This is a genomic window from Pseudomonas entomophila, from assembly GCF_029193575.1.
Classification (GTDB): Bacteria; Pseudomonadota; Gammaproteobacteria; order Pseudomonadales; family Pseudomonadaceae; genus Aquipseudomonas; species Aquipseudomonas entomophila_G.
The window spans coordinates 106,764-129,777 of the sequence record NZ_JARGCS010000019.1 but is presented as its reverse complement, the minus strand read 5'-3'; the positions used below and the strand labels follow the sequence as shown (position 1 = coordinate 129,777).

General features: G+C 64.4%; 19 protein-coding genes and 1 pseudogene. 12 read left to right on the top strand and 8 right to left on the bottom strand.

Annotated features, from left to right (window positions below):
- Positions 1 to 9 precede the first annotated feature (9 nt).
- The 3 genes from P0Y43_RS09600 to P0Y43_RS09590 all read left to right on the top strand — a co-directional run bounded on the left by P0Y43_RS09600 (position 10) and on the right by P0Y43_RS09590 (position 2,033).
- Positions 10 to 615: an arylesterase gene (locus P0Y43_RS09600; RefSeq protein ID WP_275637055.1), complete on the top strand. Its 606-nt coding sequence runs from the start codon at positions 10 to 12 to the stop codon at positions 613 to 615.
- Positions 616 to 671: 56 nt separating this feature from the next.
- Positions 672 to 953 (top strand): hypothetical protein, encoded by a 282-nt coding sequence (locus P0Y43_RS09595; protein ID WP_275637054.1) that lies wholly within the window; start codon positions 672 to 674, stop codon positions 951 to 953.
- Positions 954 to 1,061: 108 nt separating this feature from the next.
- On the top strand, positions 1,062 to 2,033 hold the full coding sequence (locus tag P0Y43_RS09590) for a L,D-transpeptidase family protein (protein WP_275637053.1): 972 nt from the start codon (positions 1,062 to 1,064) through the stop codon (positions 2,031 to 2,033).
- 123 nt (positions 2,034 to 2,156) lie between these two features.
- Here P0Y43_RS09590 and oprI read toward each other — a convergent pair whose 3' ends face one another.
- Entirely contained in the window at positions 2,157 to 2,408 is a 252-nt protein-coding gene (gene oprI, locus P0Y43_RS09585; RefSeq protein ID WP_003259780.1) for an outer membrane lipoprotei OprI, read from the bottom strand.
- Positions 2,409 to 2,914: 506 nt separating this feature from the next.
- Here oprI and P0Y43_RS09580 point away from each other — a divergent pair.
- Positions 2,915 to 3,196: a GNAT family N-acetyltransferase gene (locus tag P0Y43_RS09580; protein WP_275637052.1), complete on the top strand. Its 282-nt coding sequence runs from the start codon at positions 2,915 to 2,917 to the stop codon at positions 3,194 to 3,196.
- 84 nt (positions 3,197 to 3,280) lie between these two features.
- On the opposite strand, the gene P0Y43_RS09575 is transcribed toward P0Y43_RS09580, so the two are convergent.
- The gene (locus P0Y43_RS09575; protein ID WP_275637051.1) at positions 3,281 to 4,357 is read right to left on the bottom strand and encodes a 3-deoxy-7-phosphoheptulonate synthase; all 1,077 of its coding nucleotides are present in this window, start codon (positions 4,355 to 4,357) and stop codon (positions 3,281 to 3,283) included.
- A 305-nt stretch (positions 4,358 to 4,662) separates the two neighbouring features.
- Here P0Y43_RS09575 and P0Y43_RS09570 point away from each other — a divergent pair.
- The 3 genes and pseudogenes from P0Y43_RS09570 (at position 4,663) to cysB (ending at position 7,304) form a co-directional block, all read left to right on the top strand.
- Positions 4,663 to 5,609 (top strand): annotated as a pseudogene (locus P0Y43_RS09570) (putative 2-dehydropantoate 2-reductase).
- 95 nt (positions 5,610 to 5,704) lie between these two features.
- Positions 5,705 to 6,202 (top strand): universal stress protein, encoded by a 498-nt coding sequence (locus tag P0Y43_RS09565; protein WP_275637050.1) that lies wholly within the window; start codon positions 5,705 to 5,707, stop codon positions 6,200 to 6,202.
- Positions 6,203 to 6,329: 127 nt separating this feature from the next.
- Positions 6,330 to 7,304 carry an HTH-type transcriptional regulator CysB gene (gene cysB, locus P0Y43_RS09560; RefSeq protein WP_011533140.1) on the top strand — a complete coding sequence of 325 codons (975 nt, stop codon included), beginning with the start codon at positions 6,330 to 6,332 and terminating at the stop codon, positions 7,302 to 7,304.
- An 83-nt stretch (positions 7,305 to 7,387) separates the two neighbouring features.
- Here cysB and P0Y43_RS09555 read toward each other — a convergent pair whose 3' ends face one another.
- The 5 genes from P0Y43_RS09555 to P0Y43_RS09535 all read right to left on the bottom strand — a co-directional run bounded on the left by P0Y43_RS09555 (position 7,388) and on the right by P0Y43_RS09535 (position 12,807).
- Positions 7,388 to 8,122 carry a phosphoadenylyl-sulfate reductase gene (locus P0Y43_RS09555; protein ID WP_275637049.1) on the bottom strand — a complete coding sequence of 245 codons (735 nt, stop codon included), beginning with the start codon at positions 8,120 to 8,122 and terminating at the stop codon, positions 7,388 to 7,390.
- A 120-nt stretch (positions 8,123 to 8,242) separates the two neighbouring features.
- A complete protein-coding gene (pabB, locus tag P0Y43_RS09550; protein WP_275637048.1) occupies positions 8,243 to 9,586 on the bottom strand; it encodes an aminodeoxychorismate synthase component I in 1,344 nt (447 codons plus the stop codon).
- 163 nt (positions 9,587 to 9,749) lie between these two features.
- Positions 9,750 to 10,730: an alpha-L-glutamate ligase-like protein gene (locus P0Y43_RS09545; protein WP_275637047.1), complete on the bottom strand. Its 981-nt coding sequence runs from the start codon at positions 10,728 to 10,730 to the stop codon at positions 9,750 to 9,752.
- Positions 10,730 to 12,265: an inactive transglutaminase family protein gene (locus P0Y43_RS09540; RefSeq protein WP_275637046.1), complete on the bottom strand. Its 1,536-nt coding sequence runs from the start codon at positions 12,263 to 12,265 to the stop codon at positions 10,730 to 10,732. The genes P0Y43_RS09545 and P0Y43_RS09540 overlap by 1 nt, the downstream gene beginning before the upstream one ends.
- Positions 12,266 to 12,270: 5 nt before the next feature.
- Entirely contained in the window at positions 12,271 to 12,807 is a 537-nt protein-coding gene (locus tag P0Y43_RS09535; RefSeq protein WP_275637045.1) for an ATP-dependent zinc protease family protein, read from the bottom strand.
- 271 nt (positions 12,808 to 13,078) lie between these two features.
- On the opposite strand from P0Y43_RS09535, the gene P0Y43_RS09530 reads away from it, so the two are divergent.
- The 5 genes from P0Y43_RS09530 (at position 13,079) to prpF (ending at position 19,974) form a co-directional block, all read left to right on the top strand.
- Positions 13,079 to 13,795: a GntR family transcriptional regulator gene (locus tag P0Y43_RS09530; RefSeq protein ID WP_275637044.1), complete on the top strand. Its 717-nt coding sequence runs from the start codon at positions 13,079 to 13,081 to the stop codon at positions 13,793 to 13,795.
- The gene (gene prpB / locus P0Y43_RS09525) at positions 13,792 to 14,682 is read left to right on the top strand and encodes a methylisocitrate lyase (RefSeq protein WP_275637043.1); all 891 of its coding nucleotides are present in this window, start codon (positions 13,792 to 13,794) and stop codon (positions 14,680 to 14,682) included. Before P0Y43_RS09530 ends, prpB begins: the two co-directional genes overlap by 4 nt.
- 96 nt (positions 14,683 to 14,778) lie before the next feature.
- Positions 14,779 to 15,906, top strand: coding sequence for a bifunctional 2-methylcitrate synthase/citrate synthase (gene prpC / locus P0Y43_RS09520; protein WP_275637042.1), 1,128 nt, complete (start codon positions 14,779 to 14,781; stop codon positions 15,904 to 15,906).
- 157 nt (positions 15,907 to 16,063) lie between these two features.
- Positions 16,064 to 18,652, top strand: coding sequence for a Fe/S-dependent 2-methylisocitrate dehydratase AcnD (gene acnD, locus P0Y43_RS09515; protein WP_275637041.1), 2,589 nt, complete (start codon positions 16,064 to 16,066; stop codon positions 18,650 to 18,652).
- A 131-nt stretch (positions 18,653 to 18,783) separates the two neighbouring features.
- A complete protein-coding gene (gene prpF, locus P0Y43_RS09510; RefSeq protein WP_275637040.1) occupies positions 18,784 to 19,974 on the top strand; it encodes a 2-methylaconitate cis-trans isomerase PrpF in 1,191 nt (396 codons plus the stop codon).
- Positions 19,975 to 20,057: 83 nt separating this feature from the next.
- Here the strand turns inward: prpF and acnB are convergent, their stop codons facing one another.
- Positions 20,058 to 22,667 carry a bifunctional aconitate hydratase 2/2-methylisocitrate dehydratase gene (gene acnB, locus P0Y43_RS09505; protein ID WP_275637121.1) on the bottom strand — a complete coding sequence of 870 codons (2,610 nt, stop codon included), beginning with the start codon at positions 22,665 to 22,667 and terminating at the stop codon, positions 20,058 to 20,060.
- Positions 22,668 to 23,014 lie beyond the last annotated feature (347 nt).

Sequence of the window (23,014 nt, the reverse complement as noted above, 5' to 3'; positions counted from 1 at the left end):
GAGAATCCGATGCGAGTGTGGTGGTTGAGTGCCGGTCTGGCCCTGTGTTGCCTGGCCCAGAGCGCGGCGGCGGGAACGTTGCTGGTCGTCGGCGATAGTATCAGCGCCGGTTTTGGCCTGGATACCCGCCAGGGGTGGGTTTCCCTGTTGCAACAGCGGCTGAAGGACGAGGGTTTCGATGACCGCGTGGTCAACGCCTCGATCAGCGGTGACACCAGCGCGGGGGGCCAGGCACGGCTGCCGGCGCTGCTTGCAGAGCACAAGCCGGAGGTCGTGGTGCTTGAGCTGGGGGGGAACGATGGCCTGCGTGGGCAGCCCCCACAACAATTGCAACAAAATCTTGCCTCGATGATCGACAAGGCCCGCGAGGCGGGTGCCAAGGTGGTGTTGCTGGGCATGCGCCTGCCACCCAACTATGGGGCGCGCTACACCACCGCGTTCGCCCAGGTCTATGAGCAACTGGCGACGCAGAAACAGGTGGCGCTGGTGCCCTTCTTCCTGGAGGGGGTCGGCGGGGTGCCGGAGCTCATGCAGGCCGATGGCATCCACCCGGCGCAAGGCGCCCAGCAACGCTTGCTGGAAAATGCCTGGCCGACGATAAAACCCTTGCTCTGACGCTTTTATCGGGGCCGTCTTTCGGCTAATGTTGCGCCCCCCGATTGGAGCCCCCGATGCCGCGTCCCGCCTGGTCCCTGTATGCCTACCAACTGATCGAGCCCGATGAGCAGCTCGATCTGTTCGCCTGCCAGGAAGTCCGTGTCCATCTGGTTACCCGCCAGCTCGAGTTGGGTGCGCCGGTCGACCGTACGCTGTGCGGCGGCCTGTTGCCGGCGCAGCCGCGTTGGTCGGTGGTGCAGCGCTCGGTATATCGCGACGGCCGCCTGTGCACCTTGTGCAAGGCCATCCTCGAAGCCCAGCGGCGCGGTACGCGGCCGGTCTGGCCGGAACTCTGACGAACCTTTCATCATCTGAAACGTTTACAGGCCCTCGCGATGCCTCCCGCAGGCGTGCGGGCGGGTGTACAATCGTCAATCTTGACCACCTTTCGAAGGATTTACCGGATGTTGCCGCGCTTTCCCGCCGTCACCCGTTGCCTGTCCCTGGCCGCTCTGCTAATGACCGGCCCCGCTGTCGCGCTGGAACTGCCATTGCCGTCTCCCGGTGAAGACGTCGTCGGCCAGGTCCGGGTGATCAAGGCCAAGTACGAGGACACTTTCGCCGACATCGGCACCGCCAACGACCTCGGCTACCTGGAAATGATCGCCGCCAACCCGGGTGTCGATCCCTGGTTGCCGGGTGCTGGCACCGAGATCATCCTGCCCACCCGCTACGTGCTGCCGCCAGGGCCGCGGGAAGGCATCGTCATCAACCTTGCCGAGTACCGCCTCTACTACTACCCGAAAGGGGAGAACGTGGTGCACACCTTCCCGCTGGGTATCGGTCGTGAGGGCTGGGGTTCGCCAATCGCCAACACCAAGATCACCGCCAAGACGCCGAACCCGACCTGGACGCCCCCGGCCTCGATCCGTGCCGAGCACGCTGCCGATGGCGACATCCTGCCGGCCGTTGTGCCTGCTGGCCCAGACAACCCACTGGGGCCTTTCAAGTTCACCCTCGGCGTGCCGGGCTACCTGATCCACGGCTCGAACAAGAAGTTCGGCATTGGCATGCGCACCAGCCACGGCTGCTTCCGCATGCTCAACAACAACGTGCTGGAATTGTCGAAGATGGTCCCGGTGGGTACCCCGGTGCGCATCATCAACGAGCCGTACAAGTTTGGCCTGAGCGGTGGCAAGGTCTATCTCGAGGCCCACACTCCGCTGGACGATCATGGCGATCCGTCGGTGGTAGACAAACACACCGCAGTTATCAATGCGTTACTCAAGCGTGAAGACCTGGCCAACAACCTGCGCATGAACTGGGACATGGTGCGTGACGTGGTCGCTGCCGAAGATGGCATCCCGGTGGAGATCGCCGTACCGAGCGACGGCGCCGCACCGATGGTGTCGAGCATTCCGCCAGAACTGCAGTAAACGCATCGCGCGCGAAAGGCCTGCTTAGTGCAGGCCTTTTTGTTTTTCCGTCAAGTGCGTTTGCCAGGCAATAAAAAAGCCGACCCACAAGTGGGTCGGCTTCATAACAACCGGTGAGGGTTATTATTTGCGGCTGGCTTTGTCCAGCATACGCAGAGCGCGCTCGTTGGCTTCGTCAGCGGTCTGCTGAGCCTTCTGAGCGGCTGCCAGAGCGTCGTCAGCCTTACGGTAGGCTTCGTCGGCACGGGCTTGAGCGCGAGCTGCTGCGTCTTCGGTCGCAGTCAGACGGGCTTCGGTTTCTTTGGATACGCTGCTGCAACCGGTAGCCAGAACTGCGGCCAGAGCCAGAGCAGAGAATTTCAGAACGTTGTTCATCGTGTTCCCCTTCAAGGACTTTCTATTAAATAGCCATCTCTCGGAAAAGAGAAACTGGCCGGCGTACATAGTACCCATTACTTGTAGTAAGTAAACTGACAGAGCGCAAGAACTGCAAAAAAAATGTTGTCAGGGGGTTAGGGCGACAAGCTTTGTAGGGAAATGGTGAAAATCCTCCACAGGTGACGCAAGCGGTTGTAGCACAGAAACTTTTTGTTGAACTAAAGGTGACTTCGACGGTCCTTCTGCGTCTTAAAGCTAGTACATCCGGCATGCTGTTTAGAGTCCGTGGGCCGCGACGGCTACCCCCGTTCCCCTGGATTTTTTACCCGCTGGCACCTTGAGCAATCCCGCCCGGCACGCCTACTATTTGGGGTGTCCCGCGCGCCGAACGATTGCCTGCGCGGCGCTGTCCAAGGGGCAATGACGTGGCGTAGAGGTTCCTCCGCCGGATAAACCCATCGGTTAAGGTAAAGGTCTGCCGACCAGACTTGCGAGGAGTAGTGATGAGCGAAGCGCTGACCATCCACCATGACCAGGCCGGTCATCAGTTCGAGACCAGCGTGGACGGTCACCGTGCCTACCTGACGTACATGGACCTGGGCAAGCAGACGCTGGACATCTACCGCACGTTCGTGCCTAACGCCCTGCGCGGCCGGGGCATCGCCGCCGCGTTGACCGAAAAGGCCCTGGAATACGCCGAGCAGATGGGCTACACCGTGATTCCGTCGTGCTCCTACGTCGAGCGCTACATGGAGCGCCATCAGCGCCACTCGACCAAGGCCTGATGACCTACACAAACGAAAACGCCGGGCAATGCCCGGCGTTTTCGTTTGTTTGTACGTATTGGGCTGCTATGCAGCCCCAGGCCCTCAGCCGCGCTGACGCTGAGGCAGGACATCCTTGAGCTTGGCACGCATGCTGCGCAGGGTCTTCTCGGTGGCGGCCCAGTCGATGCACGCGTCGGTGACGGAGACACCGTACTGCAGCTCGTCGAGGTTCTTCGGAATCGCCTGGCAGCCCCAGTTCAGGTGGCTCTCGACCATCAGGCCGATGATCGACTGGTTGCCTTCGAGGATCTGGTTGGCGACGTTTTCCATCACCAGCGGCTGCAGGGCCGGGTCCTTGTTGGAGTTGGCGTGGCTGCAGTCGACCATGATGTTGGCCTTGATCTTCGCCTTCGCCAGGTCCTGCTCGCACAGGGCAACGCTGACCGAGTCGTAGTTCGGCTTGCCATTGCCACCGCGCAGTACCACGTGGCCGTAGGCGTTGCCCTTGGTGGTGACGATGGACACGCCACCTTCCTGGTTGATGCCCAGGAAGCGGTGTGGCTTGGAGACCGATTGCAGGGCGTTGATCGCCACGGTCAGGCCGCCATCGGTGCCGTTCTTGAAGCCGACCGCCGAGGACAGGCCCGAGGCCATTTCCCGGTGGGTCTGGGATTCGGTGGTGCGCGCGCCGATCGCCGACCAGCTGATCAGGTCCTGCAGGTACTGCGGGGAGATCGGGTCAAGGGCTTCGGTGGCGGTGGGCAGGCCCATCTCGGCGAGGTCCAGCAGCAGTTGGCGGCCGATGTGCAGACCGTCCTGGATCTTGAACGAGTCGTCCAGGTACGGGTCGTTGATCAGGCCTTTCCAGCCCACGGTGGTGCGTGGCTTCTCGAAGTACACGCGCATTACCAGGTACAGGGTGTCGGAAACTTCTTCAGCCAGCAGCTTGAGGCGCTCGGCATATTCGTGGGCGGCCTTGATGTCGTGGATGGAGCAGGGGCCGACCACGACGAACAGGCGATGGTCCTTGCCGTCGAGGATGTTGCGCACCACTTCGCGGCCGGCAGTCACGGTCTGCAGGGCCTTGGCGCTGAGGGGGATTTCCTTCTTGAGCTGATCGGGGGTGATCAGGGTCTCGTTGGAGGCAACGTTGAGGTCATCGATCGGTAAATCAGCCATCGTGTTACTCGTCAGGTCACGGGTGCCGGCCGCCAGCAAATCCCCGTGCGGCCCAGCAGCAGATTGTTCGCAGCGGGGAGCCGAACCTTAGCGCGTTACAGGGGGCGCGACAATGGGCTGGCCCCTGTCTGGGTGGGGTTTTTGCCGTTTTCGGTGCTGGGCGGGTCGCCGGCTTGGCGCTAGCATGTGGGCGGTCTTGAGTTTTGTTGCGCCAGTGGCGGCCCTATCGCGGGCCAAGCCGTTCCTAGAGGCGCCGCGGCTGGCTGTTGGCGGGCGGACACATTCACATTCGACAGGAGCATGGCATGGACCCTCGCAACACCCGCATCGGCATCATTGGCAGCGGGGCTATCGGTGGCTTCTATGGCCTGATGCTGGCCCGCGCCGGTTTCGACGTGCATTTCCTGCTGCGTAGCGAATTCGCCGCCGTGCAAGCGCGTGGCCTGGCGGTGGACAGCGCCGTCCACGGGCAATTGCATATGAGGGTGCAGGCGTACGCCAGTGCCTGCGACATGCCGCCGTGCGACTGGCTGTTGGTGGGCGCCAAGGCCACCAGCAATGATGAGCTCGCGCCGCTGATCGTCCAGGCCGCGGCGCCGGGCGCAAAGGTGGTGCTGCTGCAGAATGGCTTGGTGTGGAAGAGCAGTTGCGTCCAGCCTTGCCCGCTGACCTGCACTTGCTTGGCGGCTTGTGCTTCATCTGCGTCAATCGCCAGGAACCCGGTGTGATCCGCCACCAGGCGCTCGGCGCGGTCAATCTGGGGTACCACAGCGGCCTGGCGCAGGATGGTGGCGCCGCAGTGTTGGCACAGGGGGCTGAGTTGTTCCGTATGGCGGGCGTGGACTCGCAGGCCATGGAAAACCTCGCTCAGGCGCGTTGGCAGAAGCTGGTGTGGAACGTGCCTTACAACGGCCTGTCGGTGCTGCTGCAGGCCAGCACCACGCCCTTGATGACCGACCCGGCCAGCCGCGAGTTGATCCGCGCTCTGATGGCCGAAGTGGCGCAGGGCGCTCGCGCCTGCGGGCATCCATTGCCCGACGGCTACGCCGAGCACCTGTTCCGTGTCACCGAGCAGATGCCCGACTATTGGCCGAGCATGTACCACGACCATGCCCAGCAGCGCCCGTTGGAGTTGCAGGCCATCTATGGCGAGCCGCTGGCGCGTGCCCGTGAAGCCGGTTGCAGCCTGCCGCGCATGGAGGCGCTGCATCAGGCCCTGGCCTTCATCGATCGACGCAATCAGCAGGCCTGAGCTGCCCGCACGGCCTGCGCCGGATGGCCAGGCGCCCCGGCATGACGCTGCTAAGCTGAAGCTTGCTCTGCCGCTGCGGCAGTCGAGGAGGTCGAATGATCCGTTCCATGCTGTATGCCACCGACCTCGGTGTTTATGCGCCCTTCGTCATGCAGCACGCCCTGGCCCTGGCGCGCACCTTCGGCGCGGAGCTGTATGTGATCCATGCGGTGGAGCCCATGGGGCAGTTCGCCGAATCCCTCCTGCAAAGCTACCTCGACGAGCAGACCCTGGATGAGTTGCACAGCGAGGGTGTCAACACGGTGATGGCCAACATCGAGCAGCGGGTGCTGGAAAATTTTCGTGACGAGTTGGGCGAGGAGGCCGACCTGGCCTTGATACGCGCAGTGCGGGTGCGCCAGGGCGACCCGGCCCAGGTGATTCTTGAACAGGCCCAGCGCCTGGCCGTCGATTTGTTGATCTTCGGTAGTCATAGCCATGGTGCTGGTGTCGATGTGCCGATCGGTCGCACAGCAGTGCGACTGCTTCAGTTATCGGCGGTGCCGGTGTACATGGTGCCGCTGGCACAGCATTTGGGGCGTAGGAAAGGGTGAAACTGGCAGTAAGCCTTTTCCGCTGATCGTAACAAAATAGTTCTAGATTTATTTCTCAAACCACTAATATAGTTATAAATCGTCGCTGCCAGCAGCCGGTGACTTACCGCTGATTTGAGGGATACCTATGAAGCTTCAGCAACTGCGCTACATCTGGGAAGTGGCGCACCATGACCTCAACGTCTCCGCGACTGCGCAGAGCCTCTATACCTCCCAGCCGGGGATCAGCAAGCAGATCCGCCTGCTCGAGGACGAGCTGGGCGTCGAAGTCTTCGCCCGCAGCGGCAAGCACCTGACCCGCGTCACCCCGGCCGGCGAGCGCATCATCAACACCGCTGGCGAGATCCTGCGCAAGGTCGAAAGCATCAAGCAGATCGCCCAGGAGTTCTCCAACGAGAAGAAGGGCACGCTGTCCATCGCCACCACTCACACCCAGGCGCGCTACGCCCTGCCGCCGGTGATCAGCAACTTCATCAAGCAATACCCGGAAGTGGCCCTGCACATGCACCAGGGCTCGCCCATGCAGATCGCCGAGATGGCGGCCGACGGCACTGTCGATTTCGCCATCGCCACCGAGGCGCTGGAGCTGTTCGGCGACCTGATCATGATGCCGTGCTACAAGTGGAACCGTTGCGTGGTGGTGCCCCAGGGCCATCCACTGACCAAGCTGCCGAAGCTGACCCTCGAGGCGGTCGCCGAATACCCAATCGTGACCTATGTGTTCGGCTTCACTGGCCGTTCCAAGCTCGATGAGGCGTTCAACCACCGTGGTCTGACCCCGAAGGTGGTGTTCACCGCCGCCGACGCCGACGTGATCAAGACTTATGTGCGCCTAGGCCTGGGCGTGGGTATCGTGGCCAAGATGGCGGTCGACCCGAAACTCGACAGCGACCTGGTTTGCCTGGATGCCAGCGAACTGTTCGAGGCCAGCATCACCAAGATCGGTTTCCGCCGTGGCACGTTCCTGCGTGGCTTCATGTGCGACTTCATCGAGAAGTTCGCGCCGCACCTGACCCGGGAAGTGATGGCCAAGGCGATCCAGTGCCACAACAAGCAGGAGCTGGAAGAGCTGTTCGAAGGGGTTGAGTTGCCGGTGCACTAAAAGCAGCTGCGAGCCATAGAGAAAGAGCAGGTCGCGATGCGGCCTGCTCTTTTTTATTGTCGCTCGTTATTCGCCGTTGTTTTTCAACCCTTGCTGATCAGGTTGCCGGCGTGCAGCCCGCATTCCTTCTGGGTCGACTCTTCCCACCACCAGCGGCCTTCGCGTTCGTGCTGGTTCGGCAGTACCGGGCGGGTGCAGGGCTCGCAGCCGATGCTGATGAAGCCGCGCTCGTGCAGGCTGTTGTAGGGCAGCTCAAGCATGCGGATGTAGCCCCAGACTTCCTCGCTGCTCATCTGCGCCAGCGGGTTGAACTTGTACAGCGTGCGCTCGGGGGTGGAGAAGGCGCTGTCGATCTCCAGTGCGGCCACCTGGCTGCGGGTGCCGGGGCTCTGGTCGCGGCGCTGGCCGGTGGCCCAGGCGCTGACGGTAGCCAGCTTGCGACGCAGCGGCTCGATCTTGCGGATGCCGCAGCATTCGCCATGGCCGTCCTTGTAGAAGCTGAACAGGCCCTTTTCCTTGACGAAAGGGTCGAGTTTGGCGCGGTCGGGGCTGAGAATCTCGATCGGCAGGTTGTACTGCTCGCGCACCTGGTCGATGAAGCGGTAGGTCTCAGGGTGCAAGCGGCCGGTGTCGAGGCTGAACACCTTGACCTGCTTGTTCAGCTTCCAGGCCATGTCCACCAGCACCACGTCCTCGGCGCCGCTGAAGGAGATCCACAGGTCGTCGCCGAAGTGTTCGAAGGCGAGCTTGAGGATGTCCTGCGGGGACTTGCTGGCATAGGCCGCGGCCAGGGCGGCGACGTCGAAGGGTTGGCTCATCAGGCGGTTTCCATCGTGTGTATGGCGCTGTGCGCTCGTAATGGGGCGATGGTAACAAAAAAATGGCGGGCTAGACGTTCCGGGATGATGGAGTGGGGGAGGTGGTGGCCCTATCGCTCCTCACAACCCTTGCAGCGTCTCCAGCAACACCCGCACCTTGGCGATCGACTCCTCATATTCCGACTGCCACTGCGAATCCGCCACCACGGCGCCGCCGCCCCAGCAGCTCACCTGGCCATCCTTGACCAGCAGGCTGCGGATGGCGATGGAGCTGTCCATCTCGCCCCGCACATCCAGGTACAGCAACGACCCGCAGTACAGCGCCCGGCGCGTGGGCTCCAGCTCGTCGATGATCTGCATCGCGCGGATCTTTGGCGCGCCAGTGATCGAGCCGCCTGGGAAGCTGCCGGCGATCAGGTCCAGGGCGTCCTTTTCGGCGGCCAGGCGGCCGGTCACGCTGCTGACCAGGTGGTGCACGTTCGGGTAGCTCTCCAGGCTGAACAGTTCGGGTACCCGCACCGAACCGATCTCGCAACTGCGCCCCAGGTCGTTGCGCAGCAGGTCGACGATCATCAGGTTTTCCGAGCGGTCCTTGGGGCTGGCGCGCAGCTCGTCGGCGTTGCGTGCATCCTCGGCCGGGTCGGTGGCGCGAGGGCGGGTGCCCTTGATCGGGCGGGTCTCCACCTGACCTTGGCTGACTTGAATGAACCGCTCTGGCGAGAAGCTCAGCAGTGCGCTGCCATCGGTCAGCTGCTGGAAGCCCGAGAAGGGTGTCGGGCAGGCTTTGCGCAGCGCCTGGTAGGCGTGCCAGGGGTCGCCCTGGCAGGGGGCTCGGAAGCGCTGGGTAAGGTTGATCTGGTAGCAATCACCGGCCTGGATGTAGCCCTGCACCCGGTCGAAGGCGGCCTGGTATTGCGCGGGCTGTAGGTCGCCGCGCATGGGGGCGAGCAGGCTGAAGTGGCCGCTGTCGTCTCGTTGCGGGGCTTCGAACAGCTGGGCCAGACGCTCGCGCTCAGAGGCGGGCAGGCTGGGGTGGAACACCAGTTGGGTGGTGGCCAATTGGTGGTCGCTGACCAGCGCCCAGGCATACAGCCCGAGCAGGGCGTCCGGCAGGTCGAGGTCGTCGTTGGCGTGACTGGGCAGATGCTCCAGGCGCCGGCCGAAGTCGTAGCTCAGGTAGCCGATCAGGCCGCCGGCGAAGGGCAGCTCCAGGCCGTCGGGTAGTTGTGCCGGGCCCAGGTCGGCCAGTGCTTGGCGCAGGCGCTGCAGGTAAGCCGTGCCGCTTTCCCCTGGGGTGGCCTGCAACTGCCGCATAGGCCAGGCACTGAGCAGGTCGAAGCGTCCACGCTCGGCCACCGGGCGGGCGCTGTCGAGCAGGATTGCCCCGGGTGCCTGGCGCAGGCGGCTGAAGTACGGCGCGGGGTCAGGCTGGTAGGGCAGGGGGTGGAGCGTACAGGTCGGCATGCGCGTGGACGGTGATCAAAGCGTGGAGGGCGATTGTAGTCGCGTGTAGGAAAAGCTCCTAGCGTTGGGTGCGACATGGTGGGTGGCCAGGGGCGACGCCATCGCGGGTCCAGCCCGCTCCTACAGGTTTGGCGTGTAGGAGCGGGCTTGACCCGCGATGGGTTCACCGCGGCTGCACGTGCCCGAACAACCCTTGTGCGACCTTCACGCGCTGGTCTGCATCTTCCGTGGCCCCGTCCTTGGCCAGTGCCTCCAGGTGCGCCTCGATGGCGTGGGTGCGCTGGGTCAGGCCGCAGTCGTTGGCGATCTGGATGTTCAGGCCGGGGCGGGCGTTGAGCTCGAGGATCAGCGGCCCCTTGTCCTGGTCCAGGACCATGTCCACGCCAATGTAGCCCAGGCCGCACAGCTCGTAGCAGCTGGCCGCAAGCTTCATGAAGCCGTCCCAGTTCGGCAGTTGCACACCGTCCACGGCGTTGGTGGTGTCTGGGTGCTTGCTGATGATCTTGTTCAGCCAGGTGCCGCGCAGGGTCACCCCGGTGGCCAGGTCGACACCCACGCCGATGGCGCCCTGGTGCAGGTTGGCCTTGCCGCCGGACTGGCGGGTCGGCAGGCGCAGCATGGCCATTACCGGGTAGCCCATCAGCACGATGATGCGGATGTCCGGCACGCCTTCGTAGCTGATGCTCTTGAAGATCTGGTCCGGGGTCACGCGGTATTCGATCAATGCGCGGTCGCGGTGCCCGCCGAGCGAGTACAGGCCGGTGAGGATGCTGGAGACCTGGTGCTCGATCTCTTCGTGGCTGATGATCTTGCCCGAGACCGTGCGGTAGCGGTCCTCGAAGCGGTCGGCGATCACCAGGATGCCGTCACCGCCGGCGCCCTGGGCCGGCTTGATGACGAAGTCGCTGCGCCCGCCGATGATTTCGTCGAGCTTCTCGATCTGCTTTTCCGTCTCGATGATGCCGTACATCTCCGGCACGTGGATGCCGGCGGCGAGGGCGCGCTCCTTGGTGATGATCTTGTCGTCGACGATCGGGTACAGGTGGCGCTTGTTGTACTTCAACACGTAGTCCGCGTTGCGCCGGTTGATACCCATGATGCCCCGGGCCTCCAGGGCTTTCCATGTCTTGATCAGGCCGAACATCAGGCGTCAGCCTTCTTCAGGAAAGCCTTGAAGCGCACCAGCTCGGTCAGGCGGTAGCCGCGGTAGCGGCCCATCGCCAGCATGAAGCCCACCAGGATCAGCAGCACCGCTGGGAAGGTGAAGACGAAGTACACCGCTTCCGGCACGGTCATCAGCAGGTGCGCCAGCGAGGCGGCGAACAGGGTGCCGATCGCCACCTTCATGGCATGGCCACCGCCACGCTCTTCCCAGGTGATCGACAGGCGCTCGATGGTCATGGTCAGGATCACCATCGGGAACAACGCCACCGACAGCCCACGCTCCAGGCCCAGCTTGTGGCTGAACAGGCTGATCGCGGCGATCAGCACCACCACGAAGGTCAGCACCACCGACAGGCGCGGCAGCATCTGCAGCTTCAGGTGCTCCAGGTACGAGCGCAGCGACAGGCCCAGCGCGGTGATCACGGTGAACAGCATGATGCCGAAGCCCAACTGGGTTTCGCGGAACGCCAGGGCGATCAGCACCGGGGTGAAGGTGCCGAGCGTCTGGATGCCGATCAGGTTGCGCAGCACCAGGATCACCAGCACGCCGATCGGGATCATCACCATGATCATGAACGTCTGCTGGGTCTGCAGTGGCAGGCCGTACAGCGAATATTCGAGGAAGTCCGCGTCGGTGTTCTCGTCGGTCAGCTTGGCCAGGCGGATGGCGTTCATCTCGCTGTTGTTCATGCTGAAGGTGACGGTGGCTTTCTTGCCGCCATCGACGCTGATCAGGCTCTCGTCACCGGTCCACCACAGCAGGCGGTCGCTGGGCAGGCCCTGCTCGCCGGTCTCGGGGTTGAAGTACAGCCAGTCGTTGCCATTGAAGCTGCGCAGCCACAGTTCCGGGGCCTGGGGCGTGTCGGCGACCAGGCGGATGGTGTGGACCTTCTCCATCGGCACGTGAGCGATCGACAGCAGCAGGTCGATGATCTTGGCCTTGTTCATGGGGGAAGCGTCACCGGCCAGCAGCAGCTTGACGTTGTCGTCATTGAGGTTGTTGACGCGCTTGATGGTCTCGCTGACGAAGGTCTCGACGTCGGCCGAGTGCTGGCGGATCGGCGCCATCAGCGCTTCGGCGGCGATCTTCTCAGGGCCTTCGACGGCCATGCTGTCGCGGAAGGTCGGGCCTTTGACCTTGGTCTTCTCGTTGCTGTAGCGCTTGGTCAGCACCAGGCGGTAGTAGAGGGTCTGGTTGCCGTTGGCGCGGCGTGCCGACCAGGTCACCTTGCGGTTGCCGTCGGCGCGGTTGACGCTGACCCCGTAGTTGTTGGAGATGAAGCTCTCGTTGAGACTGACGTAGTCGCGGTTCAGAGGCGGCACGAACATCTGGATCTTCACCGGGTCCTTCGCGCTGGCGACGAACTCGACCTTGGCGTCGATGTTCCACAGGTCGTCCGTCTCGTCCTCGGTCACCGGGATGCCGAGGACGAAGATCTGGTAGCAGGTGACCGTCACGCCCAGTAGCACCAGGATGGTGATCAGGACTTTCAGGTGAAGGGTCAGAGAGCGCATCGGAATTACTCTACTTTGGGAGCTTCGGTGGCGCAGGCAGGTTTGCCGGCCGCGTATTTGAGGCTGGGGTCGACCAGCGCGTCGAAGTGCTTGAGCGCCTCGGAGCCGATCAGCAGCGGAAACTGGAAGGCGCTGCGGTCGGTGAGGTTGACTTCGATGGTGCGCACGGCATGGCCCATGCAGATGTTCAGTTCGATGACCGGCCGGGCGGTGTAGGCCTTGCCTTCGTCCGGGTTGTAGTCACCGGCGCGGCGCTTGATCTTGCTGACCCGTGCCAGGGGGCGTTCGATGGGGTGCGAATGGGCGGCGTCGACGGCCAGGTAGAAGCGCACCCAGCTTTCGCCATTGCGCTTGAAGCGCTTGATGTCGCGCGCGCTCAGCGAGGCGGTCTTGGCGCCGGTGTCGAGCTTGGCCGCCACCTCCAGGTCGAGGTCGGCCAGGCGGGCGTATTCGTTCAGGCCGTACACGGTCTTCTCCGCGGCATGGCCAAGGGCCGGCAGCAGGGCGAGGCAGAACAGCAGTGAATAAAGCGTGGGTCTCATAGTCCTGGCGCAGTGCTGTCGGGTTCAGGGGGCGCTATCGCCTCGTTCATCTGTCAACAGCATGAAATGATGACAGGCACACTATCCGGATTCCTTCGGAAGCGCGGCATTCTATCACGCCGACGTCTTGACGCCAGCGCGCTGCGTTCTGACAGCGCTTGGCCGGATGAGTTCGTTATTAGACAATTGTCGACAATGTTCTTTTTGTCTTTGACTATGCCCCTCTGTTTAGCTAGGTTTGGCGCTATCGATTTAAAAGGTGTCGACAATCATGCTGGACACATCCCCGACCCTGCACCCTGTCGCGGACGAGACGGAAACCTTGTCCGAAAACGTCTTCCGGCGTATCCAGGCGGCTATCGTCAAGGGCGAGATCGCGCCGGGCAGCAAGATCTCCGAGCCTGAGCTGGCGCGCACCTATGGCATCAGCCGCGGCCCGCTGCGCGAGGCGATCCACCGTCTGGAGGGCCAGCGCCTGCTGGTGCGGGTGCCGCATGTCGGGGCGCGGGTGGTGTCGCTGAACCATGCCGAACTGGTCGAGTTGTACGAGATCCGCGAGTCGCTCGAAGGCATGGCCTGTCGCCTGGCCGCCGAGCGCATGAGCGTAGCCGAGATCGACGAGTTGCGCCGGGTGCTCGATACCCACGAGCGCGATGCCGCGTTCCAGGCCGGGGTCGGCTACTACCAGCAGGAAGGCGACTACGACTTCCACTACCGGATCATCCAGGGCAGCGGCAACCAGACCCTGGTCAAGATGCTCTGTGGCGAGCTTTACCAACTGGTGCGCATGTACCGCCTGCAGTTCTCCGCCACGCCCAACCGGCCACGCCAGGCCTTCGCCGAACACCACCGCATTCTCGATGCCATCGCCGACCGTGACGGCGAGCTGGCCGAACTCCTGATGCGCCGCCACATCGGCGCCTCCAAGCGCAACATCGAGCGTCATTACCAAGGCGCCGCCAACAACAGCCCACGAGGTGATTCATGACTTTGAAGAGCACGCCCGGCCAGCGTTTCCGTGACGCGGTCGCTGCCGAACATCCGTTGCAAGTGGTCGGCGCCATCAACGCCAACCACGCCCTGCTGGCCAAGCGCGCCGGTTTCAAGGCCATCTACCTGTCCGGTGGCGGCGTCGCTGCGGGCTCCCTGGGCCTGCCGGACCTGGGTATCAGCAACCTGGACGACGTGCTCACCGACGTGCGCCGCATCACCGATGTGTGCGACCTGCCGCTGCTGGTGGATGTCGACACCGGCTTTGGCGCCTCGGCGTTCAACGTCGCCCGCACCGTGCGCTCGATGAGCAAGTTCGGCGCCGCGGCGATCCATATCGAGGACCAGGTCGGCGCCAAGCGCTGCGGGCACCGGCCGAACAAGGAGATCGTCTCGCAGCAAGAGATGGTCGACCGCATCAAGGCCGCGGTCGATGCGCGCAGTGATGACAGCTTCGTGATCATGGCGCGCACCGACGCGCTGGCCGTCGAAGGCCTGAACGCCGCCCTGGACCGCGCCGCCGCGTGCGTCGAGGCCGGTGCCGACATGATCTTCCCCGAGGCGATCACCGAACTTGCGATGTACAAGACCTTCGCCGACCGGGTGAAGGCGCCGATCCTGGCCAACATCACCGAGTTCGGCGCGACGCCGCTGTATACCACCGAGGAACTGGCGTCGGTCGACGTTTCGCTGGTGCTGTACCCGCTGTCGGCCTTCCGCGCCATGAACAAGGCCGCTGAGAACGTCTACACCGCCCTGCGCCGCGACGGTACGCAGAAGAACGTGATCGACACCATGCAGACCCGCATGGAGCTCTACGATGCCATTGGCTACCACGCCTTCGAGCAGAGCCTCGATGCGTTGTTCGCGCAGAAGAAAGGGTAAGCCATGAGGACTGTGTCGGCCCCGCGAGAGGGCCGGCACGATCCCCGCAGATTAGCCAGACCGACTTCATAACAAATTCAAGAAAGGAGAAACCCCATGGCCGAAGCAAAAGTACTCAGTGGCGCAGGCCTGCGTGGCCAGGTGGCCGGCCAGACCGCGCTGTCGACCGTGGGCCAGGCCGGTGCCGGCCTGACCTACCGCGGCTATGACGTGCGTGACCTGGCCGCCGCTGCCGAGTTCGAGGAAGTGGCCTACCTGCTGCTCTACGGCGAACTGCCGAGCCAGGCCGAAGTCGCTGAATACAAGCGCAAGCTCAAGGGCCTGCGCGACCTGCCGCAGGCGCTCAAGGAAGTGCTCGAGCGCATCCCGCGCGATGCGCACCCGATGGACGTGATGCGTACCGGCTGCTCGGTGCTGGGCACCCTGGAGCCGGAGCTGACCTTCGAAGCCCAGCGCGAGAAGACCGACCGCCTGCTGGCCGTGTTCCCGGCGATCATGTGCTATTGGTACCGCTTCACCCACCATGGCGTGCGTATCGATTGCACCAGCGACGAAGACACCCTCGGCGGCCACTTCCTGCACTTGCTGCATGGCAAGAAGCCCAGCGCGCTGCACGTCAAGGTGATGAACGTCTCGCTGATCCTCTACGCCGAGCACGAGTTCAACGCCTCGACCTTCACCGCACGGGTATGCGCCTCGACCCTGTCGGACCTGTACTCCTGCGTCACCGCCGCCATCGGCTCGCTGCGCGGGCCGCTGCACGGTGGTGCCAACGAGGCGGCGATGGAGCTGATCGAGCGCTTCCAGAGCCCGCAGGAGGCCACGGCCGAGCTGCTGCGCATGCTCGAGCGCAAGGACAAGATCATGGGCTTCGGCCACGCGATCTACAAAGAGTCCGACCCGCGCAACGAGGTGATCAAGGGGTGGTCGAAGCAACTGGCCGATGAGGTGGGCGACAAGGTGCTGTACCCGGTGTCCGAGGCCATCGACAAGACCATGTGGGAGCAGAAGCGCCTGTTCCCCAACGCCGACTTCTACCACGCCTCGGCGTACCACTTCATGGGCATCCCGACCAAGCTGTTCACCCCGATCTTCGTGTGCTCGCGCCTGACCGGCTGGGCCGCGCACGTGTTCGAGCAGCGCGCCAACAACCGCATCATCCGCCCGAGCGCCGAGTACGTGGGCGTGGAGCAGCGCCAGTTCGTGCCGATCGACCAGCGCTGACAAAAGGCGCGCCGCGCGCCTTGCAGGAGCGGGCTCGCCCCGCGATAGCGCCAGCCCCGGCAATGCTTTGAACCTGCTGGCGCCATCGCGGGGCGAGCCCGTTCCTAAAAGAGCGGCGGGCGGCCCTTGGATAACCGTGACCGAGCCTGATAACGATATGAACACCGCATTCCGCAAGCTCCTGCCAGGCACCGCCCTGGACTACTTCGATACCCGCGCGGCGGTCGAGGCGATCAAGCCCGGCGCCTACGACGGCCTTCCCTATACCTCTCGCGTGCTCGCCGAAAACCTGGTGCGCCGCTGCGACCCCGCGACCCTCGACGCCTCGTTGGGACAGCTTATCGAGCGCAAGCGCGACCTCGACTTCCCCTGGTTCCCCGCCCGCGTGGTGTGCCACGACATCCTTGGCCAGACCGCCCTGGTCGACCTCGCCGGCCTGCGCGATGCCATCGCCGACAAGGGCGGCGACCCGGCCCAGGTCAACCCGGTGGTGCCGGTGCAGTTGATCGTCGACCACTCCCTGGCCGTCGAGTGCGGGGGCTTCGACCCGCAGGCGTTCGAGAAGAACCGCGCCATCGAAGACCGTCGCAACGAAGACCGTTTCCACTTCATCAACTGGACCAAGCAGGCGTTCAAGAACGTCGACGTGATCCAGCCGGGCAACGGCATCATGCACCAGATCAACCTGGAGAAGATGTCGCCGGTGATCCATGCCGACCATGGCGTGGCCTACCCGGACACCTGCGTCGGAACCGACAGCCACACCCCGCACGTCGATGCGTTGGGTGTGATCGCCATCGGTGTCGGCGGTCTTGAAGCCGAGAACGTCATGCTCGGCCGCGCCTCGTGGATGCGCCTGCCGGAAATCGTCGGCGTCGAGCTGACCGGCAAGCTCGCCCCGAACATCACCGCCACCGACCTGGTGCTGGCCCTGACCGAGTTCCTGCGCAAGCAGAAGGTGGTTGGCGCCTACCTCGAGTTCCATGGCGAAGGCGCGCGCGCCCTGACCTTGGGCGACCGCGCGACCATCTCCAACATGGCCCCGGAATACGGCGCCACTGCGGCGATGTTCGCCATCGACCAGCAGACCATCGACTACCTGCGCCTGACCGGCCGCGACGAGCAACAGGTCAAGCTGGTGGAGACCTACGCCAAGGCCGCTGGCCTGTGGGCCGACAGCCTGGCCCGCGCCGAATACGAGCGTACCCTGAGCTTCGATTTGTCGAGCGTGGTGCGCAACATGGCCGGCCCGTCCAACCCGCACGCCCGTGTGGCCACCAGCGACCTGGCGGCCAAGGGCATCGCCGGGGCCTGGGAAGAGGTGCCAGGGCAGATGCCTGACGGCGCGGTGATCATCGCCGCGATCACCAGCTGCACCAACACCAGCAATCCGCGCAATGTGATCGCCGCGGGCTTGCTGGCGCGCAACGCCAACCGGCTCGGCCTGGTGCGCAAGCCTTGGGTCAAGTCGTCCCTGGCGCCTGGCTCGAAGGCCGTGCAGCTGTACCTGAAGGAGGCGGGGCTGGAGCAGGAGCTGGAGCAACTGGGCTTCGGTATCGTCGCCTTCGCCTGCACCACCTGCAACGGCATGTCCGGTGCGCTGGACCCGGCGATCCAGCAGGAGATCATCGACCGCGACCTGTATGCCACCGCCGTGCTTTCGGGTAACCGCAACTTCGACGGGCGCATCCACCCTTACGCCAAGCAGGCGTTCCTTGCCTCGCCGCCGCTGGTGGTGGCCTACGCCATCGCCGGGACCATCCGCTTCGACATCGAGAAGGATGTGCTGGGCGTGGTCGATGGCAAGGAAATCCGTCTCAAGGACCTGTGGCCGAGCGACGAGGAGATCGACGCCGTGGTGCGTGCGGCGGTCAAGCCCGAGCAGTTCCGCCAGGTGTACATCCCGATGTTCGCCATCGAGGAGCACACCGGGCCGAAGGTCGCGCCGCTGTATGACTGGCGCCCGATGAGCACCTACATCCGCCGCCCGCCGTACTGGGAAGGCGCCCTGGCCGGTGAGCGCACCCTGCGCGGCATGCGCCCGCTGGCGGTGCTGCCGGACAACATCACCACCGACCACCTGTCGCCGTCCAATGCCATCATGCTCGACAGCGCCGCTGGCGAGTACCTGGCGAAGATGGGCCTGCCGGAGGAGGACTTCAACTCCTACGCCACCCACCGTGGCGACCACCTCACCGCGCAGCGCGCGACCTTCGCCAACCCCAAGCTGTTCAACGAGATGGTGCGCAAGGAAGACGGCAGCGTGAAGCAGGGCTCTCTGGCGCGCATCGAGCCGGAAGGCAAGGTCACGCGCATGTGGGAGGCGATCGAAACCTACATGGCGCGCAAGCAGCCGCTGATCATCGTTGCCGGTGCCGACTATGGCCAGGGCTCGTCCCGCGACTGGGCGGCCAAGGGCGTGCGTTTGGCGGGGGTCGAGGCGATCGTCGCCGAGGGCTTCGAGCGCATCCACCGCACCAACCTGATCGGCATGGGCGTGCTGCCGCTGGAGTTCCAGCCGGGCACCACGCGCCTGACCCTGGGCCTGGACGGTAGCGAAACCTACGACGTGGTCGGTGCGCGCACGCCGCGCGCGACCCTGACGCTGGTGGTGAACCGTCGCGACGGCGAGCGTGTCGAGGTGCCGGTGACCTGCCGCCTGGACACCGCCGAAGAAGTGTCGATCTACGAAGCGGGCGGGGTGCTGCAGCGCTTTGCCCAGGACTTCCTCGAAGCGACGGCCTAAACCCCACCCGTACCCCGTGGGTGCGGGCTTGCCCCGAGAGGGTGTCAGCACCGGCAGCGATGTCGCTCCTGCCGGCGCTGTCGCGGGGCAAGCCCGCGCCTATGGCGGCGGGCCTTGAAGGATGAGTCTCCATGGCATATGCAGCGCAAGTGAAAATCCCCGCCACCTACATCCGCGGTGGCACCAGCAAAGGCGTGTTCTTCCGCCTGCAAGACCTCCCCGAGCGTGCGCGGCAACCCGGCCCTGCCCGCGACGCCCTGCTGCTGCGGGTGATCGGCAGCCCCGACCCCTACGGCAAGCAGATCGATGGCATGGGGGGCGCCACCTCCAGCACCAGCAAGACGGTGATCCTTTCGGCCAGCACGCGCCCAGGGCATGACGTCGACTACCTGTTCGGCCAGGTCGCCATCGACAAGGCCTTCGTCGATTGGAGCGGCAACTGCGGCAACCTCTCGGCGGCGGTCGGCTCGTTCGCCATCGCCAGCGGTCTGGTGGACCCGGCCCGCGTTCCGCGCAACGGCATCGCCACCGTGCGCATCTGGCAAGCCAACATCGGCAAGACCATCGTCGCCCACGTGCCGATCACTGACGGCGAGGTGCAGGAGACCGGCGACTTCGAGTTGGACGGTGTGACGTTCCCGGCGGCCGAGGTGCGGCTGGAGTTCCTCGACCCGGCGGCCGATGAGGACGGTGACGGGGGGGCGATGTTCCCCACCGGTAATCTGGTCGACGACCTGGTGGTGCCGGGTGTCGGCACCTTCAAGGCGACGTTGATCAATGCCGGCATCCCGACCATCTTCGTCAATGCCGCTGACATCGGCTACACCGGCACCGAGCTGCAGGAGGCGATCAATGGCGATGCCCAGGCGCTGGCTCGGTTCGAGACCATTCGCGCCTATGGCGCGGTGCGCATGGGGCTGATCGAGCACGTCGACGATGCCGCCAAGCGCCAGCACACACCGAAGGTCGCCTTCGTCGCGCCGCCTTCGTCGTATGCCGCCTCCAGTGGCAAGACGGTCGAGGCGGGTGATGTCGACCTACTGGTGCGGGCACTGTCGATGGGCAAATTGCACCACGCGATGATGGGCACGGCAGCGGTGGCCATTGGCACTGCGGCGGCGATCCCTGGCACTCTGGTGAACCTGGCGGCCGGTGGAGGGGAGCGTAGTGCGGTGCGTTTCGGTCACCCCTCCGGGACGTTGCGGGTGGGGGCCGAGGCGCGGCAGGTGGAGGGTGAGTGGGCGGTGACCAAGGCGATCATGAGCCGCAGCGCCCGTGTATTGATGGAAGGGTGGGTGAGGGTGCCTGGCGACGCCTTCTGAGGCGATGTGAGGCGCAAAACCCCCAGCCACGAAAAAGCCCCGGTATCGCTACCGGGGCTTTTCATTTACAACTGCAACTCAGCTTACGCCTGGACCACCGGGATCTTGGCGTTGGCCGCCGCTTCGCGGAACTCGGCGATCTGGTCGAAGCTCAGGTAGCGGTAGACGTCGGCAGCCATGCTGTCGATGTCCTTGGCGTACTGCAGGTACTCCTCGACGGTCGGCAGCTTGCCGATGATCGAAGCGACTGCGGCGAGCTCGGCCGAGGCCAGGTAGACGTTGGTGGCGTCGCCCAGGCGGTTCGGGAAGTTACGGGTCGAGGTGGAAACCACGGTCGAGCCGGTCTGCACACGTGCCTGGTTACCCATGCACAGCGAGCAGCCTGGCATTTCCATGCGCGCACCGGCCTTGCCGTAGATGCCGTAGTAGCCTTCTTCGGTCAGCTGGTGGGCGTCCATCTTGGTTGGCGGGGCCAGCCACAGGCGGGTCGGGATACCGCCCTTGACCTTGTCCAGCAGCTTGCCGGCGGCGCGGAAGTGACCGATGTTGGTCATGCACGAGCCGATGAACACTTCGTCGATCTTGTCGCCAGCGACGGTGGACAGCAGACGCGCGTCGTCCGGGTCGTTCGGCGCGCAGAGCACAGGCTCCTTGACGTCGGCCAGGTCGATCTCGATGACGGCGGCGTACTCGGCGTCGGCGTCGGCTTGCAGCAGCTCAGGCTTGGCCAGCCAGGCTTCCATCGCCTGGGCGCGGCGCTCCATGGTGCGGGCATCGCCGTAGCCTTCGCTGATCATCCAGCGCAGCAGGGTGATGTTCGACTTCAGGTATTCGGCGATCGCGTCTTCCGGCAGCTTGATGGTGCAACCGGCGGCGGAGCGTTCGGCCGAGGCGTCAGACAGCTCGAAGGCTTGCTCGACGGTCAGGTCGTTCAGGCCTTCGATCTCCAGGATGCGGCCGGAGAAGATGTTCTTCTTGCCCTTCTTCTCGACGGTCAGCAGGCCCTGCTGGATGGCGTAGTAAGGGATGGCGTGGACCAGGTCACGCAGGGTGATGCCCGGTTGCAGCTTGCCCTTGAAGCGCACCAGCACCGACTCCGGCATGTCCAGCGGCATGACGCCGGTGGCGGCGGCGAAGGCCACCAGGCCGGAACCGGCCGGGAACGAAATGCCGATCGGGAAGCGGGTGTGCGAGTCGCCGCCGGTGCCGACGGTGTCAGGCAGCAGCATGCGGTTCAGCCAGCTGTGGATGATGCCGTCGCCAGGACGCAGGGACACGCCGCCACGGGTGCGGATGAAGTCCGGCAGGGTGTGGTGGGTGGTGACGTCGATCGGTTTCGGGTAGGCCGCGGTGTGGCAGAACGACTGCATGACCAGGTCGGCGGAGAAGCCCAGGCAGGCCAGGTCTTTCAGCTCGTCGCGGGTCATTGGGCCAGTGGTGTCCTGGGAGCCCACGGTGGTCATCTTGGGCTCGCAGTAGGCACCTGGGCGCACGCCCTGGCCTTCCGGCAGGCCGCAGGCACGACCGACCATCTTCTGCGCCAGGGTGAAGCCCTTGCCGGTGTCGGCAGGCTGCTCTTGCTTCTTGAACAGGTCCGAAGCACCCAGGCCCAGTTCGGCGCGGGCCTTCTCGGTCAGGCCGCGGCCGACGATCAGCGGGATACGGCCGCCAGCGCGGACTTCGTCCAGCAGCACTTCGGTTTTCAGTTCGAAGGTGGTGACCAGCTCGCCGCTGTCGTGACGCTTGACTTCGCCCTTGAACGGGTAGACGTCGATGACGTCACCCATGGCCAGGTTGGTGCAGTCGAATTCGATCGGCAGGGCGCCGGCGTCTTCCATGGTGTTGTAGAAGATCGGGGCGATCTTGGTGCCGAAGCAGAAGCCACCGGCGCGCTTGTTCGGCACGTAGGGGATGTCGTCGCCGAAGAACCACAGCACCGAGTTGGTGGCGGATTTGCGCGAGGAGCCGGTACCGACCACGTCACCGACGTAGGCGACCGGGAAGCCCTTGGCCTTGACCGCTTCGATCTGTGCCAGCGGGCCGACCGAACCCGGTTGCGACGGCTCGATGCCGTCGCGGGCCATCTTCAGCATGGCCAGGGCGTGCAGCGGGATGTCGGGGCGCGACCAGGCGTCCGGGGCAGGGGACAGGTCGTCGGTGTTGGTTTCGCCAGGCACCTTGAACACGGTCAGGGTGTATTTCTCGGCGATGGCCGGGCGGGCGGTGAACCACTCGCCGGCGGCCCAGGAGTCCAGCACGGCCTTGGCGTGGACGTTACCGGCCTTGGCTTTTTCCGCCACGTCGTGGAAGGCATCGAACATCAGCAGGGTGTGCTTGAGCTGTTCGGCCGCGACGGCGCCGAGCTCGGCGTCATCCAGCAGCGCGACCAGGGTCTCGATGTTGTAGCCGCCCTGCATGGTGCCCAGCAGTTCTGTGGCGCGCTTGCGGTCGATCAGTGGGGACTTGGCTTCGCCCTTGGCGACGGCGGAGAGGAAAGCGGCCTTGACGTAGGCGGCTTCGTCGACTCCTGGGGGAACGCGGTGGGTGATCAGGTCTACGAGGAAGGCTTCTTCGCCGGCCGGCGGGTTTTTCAGCAGCTCGACCAGGCCTGCGGTTTGTTCGGCGTTCAGCGGCTGGGGCACGATACCCAGAGCGGCACGCTCTTCGATGTGTTTGCGGTAGGCTTCAAGCACAGTTATTACCCTCATCAGTGGTCCCTAAAGGGAGTCCGGGACGCTCATCCAGCATTCTCATGCACCCATGCGCGGTGACGGCTTCGTGAGCCGCACAGCCAGGGTCGCAGAGAATCCTTACAGAAGCTGCTTTCAAAGTTTTACGCCTGTAGAACGGGGCGCTGATGAGGGGTTGGCCCGGGCCTGAGGGGAGGATGGCCCGAACCAACGCCGTTCTACCGGATCAACTGTGCTCGTGACGCTTTGAAAACAGCTTCCAACGGACATTGGTGCCTTGAAAAGGCGGAGTGATTCTACGGCAAAAAAAGCCGGAAGGTAAGGCGCCGTGGATGACTTTAACGAGTGAC

Coding starts and splice junctions, on each gene's coding strand:
- prpC (WP_275637042.1), top strand. CDS start 14,779: ATGGCCGAAGCAAAAGTACTCAGTGGCGCAGGCCTGCGTGGCCAGGTG.
- P0Y43_RS09580 (WP_275637052.1), top strand. CDS start 2,915: ATGAGCGAAGCGCTGACCATCCACCATGACCAGGCCGGTCATCAGTTC.
- pabB (WP_275637048.1), bottom strand. CDS start 9,586: ATGCCGACCTGTACGCTCCACCCCCTGCCCTACCAGCCTGACCCCGCG.
- P0Y43_RS09575 (WP_275637051.1), bottom strand. CDS start 4,357: ATGGCTGATTTACCGATCGATGACCTCAACGTTGCCTCCAACGAGACC.
- P0Y43_RS09595 (WP_275637054.1), top strand. CDS start 672: ATGCCGCGTCCCGCCTGGTCCCTGTATGCCTACCAACTGATCGAGCCC.
- P0Y43_RS09590 (WP_275637053.1), top strand. CDS start 1,062: ATGTTGCCGCGCTTTCCCGCCGTCACCCGTTGCCTGTCCCTGGCCGCT.
- P0Y43_RS09530 (WP_275637044.1), top strand. CDS start 13,079: ATGCTGGACACATCCCCGACCCTGCACCCTGTCGCGGACGAGACGGAA.
- prpB (WP_275637043.1), top strand. CDS start 13,792: ATGACTTTGAAGAGCACGCCCGGCCAGCGTTTCCGTGACGCGGTCGCT.
- oprI (WP_003259780.1), bottom strand. CDS start 2,408: ATGAACAACGTTCTGAAATTCTCTGCTCTGGCTCTGGCCGCAGTTCTG.
- P0Y43_RS09540 (WP_275637046.1), bottom strand. CDS start 12,265: ATGCGCTCTCTGACCCTTCACCTGAAAGTCCTGATCACCATCCTGGTG.
- P0Y43_RS09535 (WP_275637045.1), bottom strand. CDS start 12,807: ATGAGACCCACGCTTTATTCACTGCTGTTCTGCCTCGCCCTGCTGCCG.
- P0Y43_RS09555 (WP_275637049.1), bottom strand. CDS start 8,122: ATGAGCCAACCCTTCGACGTCGCCGCCCTGGCCGCGGCCTATGCCAGC.
- P0Y43_RS09600 (WP_275637055.1), top strand. CDS start 10: ATGCGAGTGTGGTGGTTGAGTGCCGGTCTGGCCCTGTGTTGCCTGGCC.
- P0Y43_RS09565 (WP_275637050.1), top strand. CDS start 5,705: ATGATCCGTTCCATGCTGTATGCCACCGACCTCGGTGTTTATGCGCCC.
- acnD (WP_275637041.1), top strand. CDS start 16,064: ATGAACACCGCATTCCGCAAGCTCCTGCCAGGCACCGCCCTGGACTAC.
- cysB (WP_011533140.1), top strand. CDS start 6,330: ATGAAGCTTCAGCAACTGCGCTACATCTGGGAAGTGGCGCACCATGAC.
- prpF (WP_275637040.1), top strand. CDS start 18,784: ATGGCATATGCAGCGCAAGTGAAAATCCCCGCCACCTACATCCGCGGT.
- P0Y43_RS09545 (WP_275637047.1), bottom strand. CDS start 10,730: ATGTTCGGCCTGATCAAGACATGGAAAGCCCTGGAGGCCCGGGGCATC.